Annotated in this window: 7 protein-coding genes; 6 read left to right on the top strand and 1 reads right to left on the bottom strand. The window is 52.7% G+C overall.

All coding sequences use genetic code 11. The annotated features are described in order from the left end of the window. Nucleotides 1-184: 184 nt before the first annotated feature. A complete protein-coding gene (locus tag ACIQ0R_RS11015; protein WP_395827227.1) occupies nucleotides 185-604 on the bottom strand; it encodes an NINE protein in 420 nt (139 codons plus the stop codon). Nucleotides 605-956: 352 nt separating this feature from the next. Between ACIQ0R_RS11015 and rpsP the strand changes: the two genes are divergently transcribed. The 6 genes from rpsP to ACIQ0R_RS10985 all read left to right on the top strand — a co-directional run bounded on the left by rpsP (nucleotide 957) and on the right by ACIQ0R_RS10985 (nucleotide 5087). Further along, entirely contained in the window at nucleotides 957-1208 is a 252-nt protein-coding gene (rpsP, locus tag ACIQ0R_RS11010; protein ID WP_395827224.1) for a 30S ribosomal protein S16, read from the top strand. A gap of 35 nt (nucleotides 1209-1243) precedes the next feature. Beyond that, nucleotides 1244-1801, top strand: coding sequence for a ribosome maturation factor RimM (gene rimM, locus ACIQ0R_RS11005; RefSeq protein ID WP_395827221.1), 558 nt, complete (start codon nucleotides 1244-1246; stop codon nucleotides 1799-1801). A 69-nt stretch (nucleotides 1802-1870) separates the two neighbouring features. Continuing rightward, on the top strand, nucleotides 1871-2617 hold the full coding sequence (trmD, locus tag ACIQ0R_RS11000) for a tRNA (guanosine(37)-N1)-methyltransferase TrmD (RefSeq protein ID WP_395827230.1): 747 nt from the start codon (nucleotides 1871-1873) through the stop codon (nucleotides 2615-2617). A 226-nt stretch (nucleotides 2618-2843) separates the two neighbouring features. After that, nucleotides 2844-3236, top strand: coding sequence for a 50S ribosomal protein L19 (gene rplS / locus ACIQ0R_RS10995; protein ID WP_395827217.1), 393 nt, complete (start codon nucleotides 2844-2846; stop codon nucleotides 3234-3236). Between the two features lie 287 nt (nucleotides 3237-3523). Next, nucleotides 3524-3889 (top strand): transposase, encoded by a 366-nt coding sequence (locus tag ACIQ0R_RS10990; RefSeq protein WP_395827213.1) that lies wholly within the window; start codon nucleotides 3524-3526, stop codon nucleotides 3887-3889. 523 nt (nucleotides 3890-4412) lie between these two features. Then, entirely contained in the window at nucleotides 4413-5087 is a 675-nt protein-coding gene (locus ACIQ0R_RS10985) for a CoA pyrophosphatase (RefSeq protein ID WP_395827210.1), read from the top strand. The last annotated feature ends 231 nt before the right edge of the window (nucleotides 5088-5318 follow it).

Here is a 5318-nt window from a genome sequence, read left to right as displayed (position 1 = left end):
TGCGGCTTTTTTGCGCTGCGTTTCTGGTAATGCTTTGGCCGATGTGGCGTATGGCGACTGTCACGGCTTGAGACAATTATTGGGAAATGGGATTGTTCAGGGCGGACTATGTATTTGGTTTTTTCAAGAAAGGCGGCCACAAAAAATGGTCGCTTTTTTTCTTCTGCAGGCGCTGCCAACGGCTTCAGCCGTAGGCGCCGCCTGTGAGCAGCAAATCAAAAGTGCGGGCTATAGCGCCAATCAGGGCAATCGCGCCGATCCCCAATGTCAGTACCACCAGCAATACGACAAACCAACTGGAGTCGGATTGCTTGCCGGAGTCTGGGTTGTAGGTGGCATCCCACTTGTCGTCCGGTGTCAGGCCGATCACTAGTGACTCAATGCACGCCACCAGCCCTGAGATTACCAGCGGAGCAAACAGGAAGGGTACCAGTTGGTCTTGTCGCCAGGCCATGTAGGCCAATAGGGAAAGAGGCAGCGAAATCAGGTGGAGCCAGCCCCATTTGTCTCTCAATCCGGCCAGATAGAAGCGGTGCAAGCCGATACTGCCGAATGCGGTGGCAAGGAAAGTCGCGCAAGTCTTGTTCTTGTGGCTAGTTGTCATTGGCTGCCTGGTGGGGTGGATGCTCGCCTGGGATGTACATTAAAAAGCCGCAATTCCTTGTATCTGGTGGGTAGAATGTTAAGATGTCGGGTTAGATGTCGCTCTCAGCAATTCCTGCCCGTATCATGCGAGCTGGAAAGGCGAAGGAATCGGATGGTAGTGTACAGCTTGAATCGCAGGCCTGTCTTCGCTCATCTCGCTTCCCATGCTGCCGGCACAGCGATTTGGGTAGTCCTGCAAATTAGTTTGACGCAGAGAAACCACACCTATGGCCCGGCCTGGTTGCGGGTTGGCTTGGGTATGCGTTATAATTTGCGGCTTTTTCCGTGTTCGAACACTTTTTGGAAACATTATGGTCGTTATTCGTTTATCCCGTGGTGGCGCAAAGAAGCGTCCTTTTTACAACATCGTAGCTACTGATTCGCGCAATCGTCGTGACGGTCGCTTCATCGAGCGCATCGGTTTTTACAATCCGGTAGCGTCTGGTGCCGAAGAGACTTTCCGTATTGCTCAGGATCGCCTGACGCATTGGCAAGGTGTTGGCGCGCAATTGTCGCCGACAGTCGCTCGTTTGGTTGCTGACGCATCCAAGAAATCTGCTTAATTCGGCAGTTTGAACCGTTGAACGCGTCAGTGAATTTGTCGACCATAGCACAAGCTGGATCTGTAATACCTCCGGACTTGGTGGTGGTCGGGTACGTTACTGGCGCTTACGGTATCAATGGCTGGGTGCGGATCAAACCGTATTCGGCAGATGCCGGCGCGTTGTTGCATGCCAAGACATGGTGGTTGGGCCGGCAGAATTCGCCGGAGCTGCGCGATGTTGAAATGATGCAGGCGAAAAATCACAGTGGCGACATTGTGGCGCGTCTGATGGGTATAGCAGGGCGCGATGCAGCCGAGGCTATGAAAGGCACGGTGGTACATATCCCACGCAGCCAGTTCCCAGCGCTCTCGGATGACGAATTTTACTGGGTCGACCTGATCGGCCTGGCAGTTGAAAATCTGCAGGGCGAAAATCTGGGTGTAGTTGCTGATCTGATGGACAACGGTGCGCATCCGATTCTCCGGATCACGGTCCAGGCAACGGCAGATCAAGAAAAGGCTGCGCCAGAATTATTGATCCCGTTTGTTGATCAGTTTGTCAAGACGGTAGATCAGGCAGCTAAAAAAATTACGGTTGACTGGGGGACTTGATTATTAAACCCCGGCAGCTAGAGTCGCAATTGCTTCAGCATTTGCGAGCGGAGCAGAAGGGTGAGCGGGATGCAATTTGATGTCGTCACACTGTTTCCCGAAATGTTCGCAGCGTTGACGCAATCAGGGGTTACCCGTCGCGCCTTCGAACAAAAAAAATGCGAGCTGGCGATGTGGAATCCACGCGATTTCACCACCGACAACCATCGCACCGTGGACGATCGGCCTTATGGCGGCGGTCCTGGCATGGTGATGCTGGCAAAGCCGCTGGAAGCTGCGATTGAGGCGGCCAAGGCACGTCAGCTCAGGCAGGATTTACCAGCCCCGAAAGTCGTATATTTGTCACCGCAAGGCAAGCCGTTGACGCATCAGCGGGTTATGCAGTTTAGCGCTGAGTCTGGCCTGGTTTTGTTGTGTGGCCGTTATGAGGCGGTAGACCAGCGTTTGCTGGATCGTTGTGTGGATGAGGAAATCAGCCTCGGCGATTTCGTGTTATCCGGTGGCGAATTGCCGGCGATGGCGCTGATGGATGCCGTGATCAGACAATTGCCCGGTGTGTTGAATGACGGCGCATCGGCGGTCGAAGACAGTTTTGTTAATGGCTTGCTGGATTGTCCGCATTACACCCGCCCGGAAGTGTATGAAGGTCTAGCGGTGCCTGCAGTGCTGATGGGTGGGCATCATGCAGAAATTCAAAAATGGCGGCGTCAACAAATGTTGCTTGCGACCGCAAGCAAGCGTCCGGATTTGATTCAGAAGATACGCGAGGCAGGCTTGCTGAGCGGTGCCGATGAAAAATTCTTGCGTGACCTGTAAATTTTTTGGCTGGGAATCAATCATGCGCCAGGCGCGCGATTCATGCCAGTGACAAAAGCAGATTGCATCGAGCAGCAGAAGTAGTACCAAGCAGTAGTACCAGTAGTACCAGTAGTACCAGTAGTACCAACGGGAGGCCAGCCGGTCGCCTATGTTTAACCCCATCCTCTACTGAGCAGGTGTATATCACCGATTGGCGTCAGCAAGATGGTATTTGGAGCTAAAAATGGACTTGATCCAACAACTTGAGCAAGAAGAAATTGCTCGCCTTGCCAAAAATATCCCTGATTTCGCACCAGGCGACACAGTCGTTGTGAACGTCAACGTGGTTGAAGGTACGCGTAAGCGTGCTCAGGCTTACGAAGGCGTTGTCATTTCGCGTCGTAACCGTGGTTTGAACTCCAACTTCATCGTTCGTAAGATCTCTTCCGGCGAAGGCGTTGAGCGTACATTCCAGCTGTACTCGCCACTGATCGCATCGATCGAAGTCAAGCGCCGCGGCGATGTCCGTCGCGCCAAGCTGTACTACCTGCGCGAGCGTTCCGGTAAATCGGCACGTATCAAGGAAAAATTGCCACAACGTCGCAACGCTGCAAAGGCTGCACCAGCAGCCGAGTAAGTTGTGTCGAGTCAGGCATAGGTATTGCCTGAAAAAAGGCGCCGTCAGGTGTAATGCCGTTCAGTTAAAGCTGAACGGCATTTTCATTTTTGGGGATGTGAACGGGGATCGCTGCTGTTAGCCCTTGCCCATCATGTTTGATGCCCCCATTTTATTGCTGAAGTACAATAATTATCCAGCTGGGAGCATTTTGGCAGCATTTGCCCTATGAGTGGATAAAACAAGTTGCCGGCTATTTAGGCAAGGCGACTATTCGGTAGAGGCGATTCCCAGCCGAGCAAGTTGTCTTGCTCGTTGTTGCGTTAGCGCTTTATCGTCATCACTCCATTGGCGAGGGCGTCGGCGATCTCGATCTGGCGTTGCGGGATGCTCAGATTCTGTTTGTCAGCAAGAGTGCTGTTGCACACGCACGCAAGAAATTTCGGGCTTTGCCCGAAGTGGGGCAGGCCCGTGTCACTACTGTCAGCAATCAGCTTGCACGCAAAAGGGTGTTGCTGATTTCCTTGTTTGATAGCAAGCGCTACAAGGCTGCCGACATTGCTGCCTGCTACAGACGCCGTTGGCAAATCGAGACGAGTTACCGCGAACTCAAGCAGACCATACCGGGCATGGCATTAATGTTGCGCAGCAGGGCTGTCGATGGCGGGTATTAAGAGATTTGGGCAGTGCTCACCCACAACCTGGTGAGACTGGAGAAGGCGAAGGCCGAACCGAGATCAGCTTCATCCGTGCCCTCTACGTGATTCAGTGCGAGCTGTATTTGGCCGCTGTCACGCGCGCACAGTGAAAATTGGCAGCGTTGCTGCAACGACGCCAGCGGCGCTTGGTATCAATCCCTCAATGAGGAACGGCCCGGCCGAAAATTCGACCGGGCCGTGAAGGCTTTACCTCAGCGATATACCTCCGTGTCCTCAAAAAAGACCTTAACTGAGCTGAACGGGATTACACCGCCAGGTGTCTTTTTTTATCCGTCGTTGCCCTTGCCGATAGTACGCTTGGGCTGTTTTAGTAGCATTGTCATCGTTATTACTGGCTTCCTGTCGCGTCTCGCTTGTAAATTAACGGCTAAGAAAAATCACAGTAATTGTTATCATCTATGTCCGCGGTGAAATATATGCAGTGGCCCATGGTGCTTTTTAGCAATATGGGGCAGGATAGTTTTTTTGGGGAATTTTCTTGGTTAAGTTAACTTTCGATCCTTTGATGATGCCGGTAGATGCCGTCGCTGGTGAGTCAGCACTTGCGCTGGAGAGGATGAGTGCTGCCTGGCTGCGTCAGCGTTTTGCACATCAACCGGATTGGCGCCCCGAAGATCTTGATAGCCAGGCCATTCAGCGCATGCAGCAGGGTAACCCGGTAACGCCAGCGTCGGTGTTGATCCCAATCGTCATGCATGAGGAGCAACCGACGTTGCTGTTTACTCAGCGCGCCGCACATTTAACCGATCATGCCGGGCAGGTGAGTTTTCCTGGCGGGCGGATGGAGCAGAGCGATGCTTCTGCAGTTGAGACTGCATTGCGCGAAGCTGAAGAGGAAATCGGATTGGCGCGGGGCCAGGTTGAAGTGATCGGCACTTTACCCGAATATTTTACCGGCACCGGTTATCGTGTGACGCCGGTAGTGTGTCTGATTTCCCCTCCGCTCAGCTTACGTGCCGATCCCAATGAGGCGGCAGAAATTTTCGAAGTGCCGTTGGCATTCCTGATGGATGGTCTGAATCATCAGTTACGTAGTATTGATCTGCCCGATGGCTATCGCCGGAGCTTTTATACAATGCCCTATGAGCGCTTCTTTATTTGGGGTGCAACGGCGGCAATGCTGAGAAATTTGTTTCACTTTTTGCGTGCCTGAGCAGCCGATGCCGATCCGTTTGCCGGTTATTTGTATGGCGGTATGTATCGGCAACTCTCGTGTTGGCCGATTACCAAATTAATTTTGCGCGGCAAGTCGTACAAGTTTGAGCTTCCCTCGATTTTTCGTCTCCCAACAGGTGGCTTTTATGCCGCCTGTTTTTCCTGATGTTGCTCAGTGAGCCAGTCATCTAAATACTGGCAGGGTGAACGATAGCCAAGCGTCGAATGC

This window comes from Collimonas sp. (genome assembly GCF_044339385.1).
Lineage (GTDB): Bacteria > Pseudomonadota > Gammaproteobacteria > Burkholderiales > Burkholderiaceae_D > Collimonas.
Note: the sequence above shows the minus strand (reverse complement) of the source record. Positions and strands in the feature narration are given on the sequence as shown.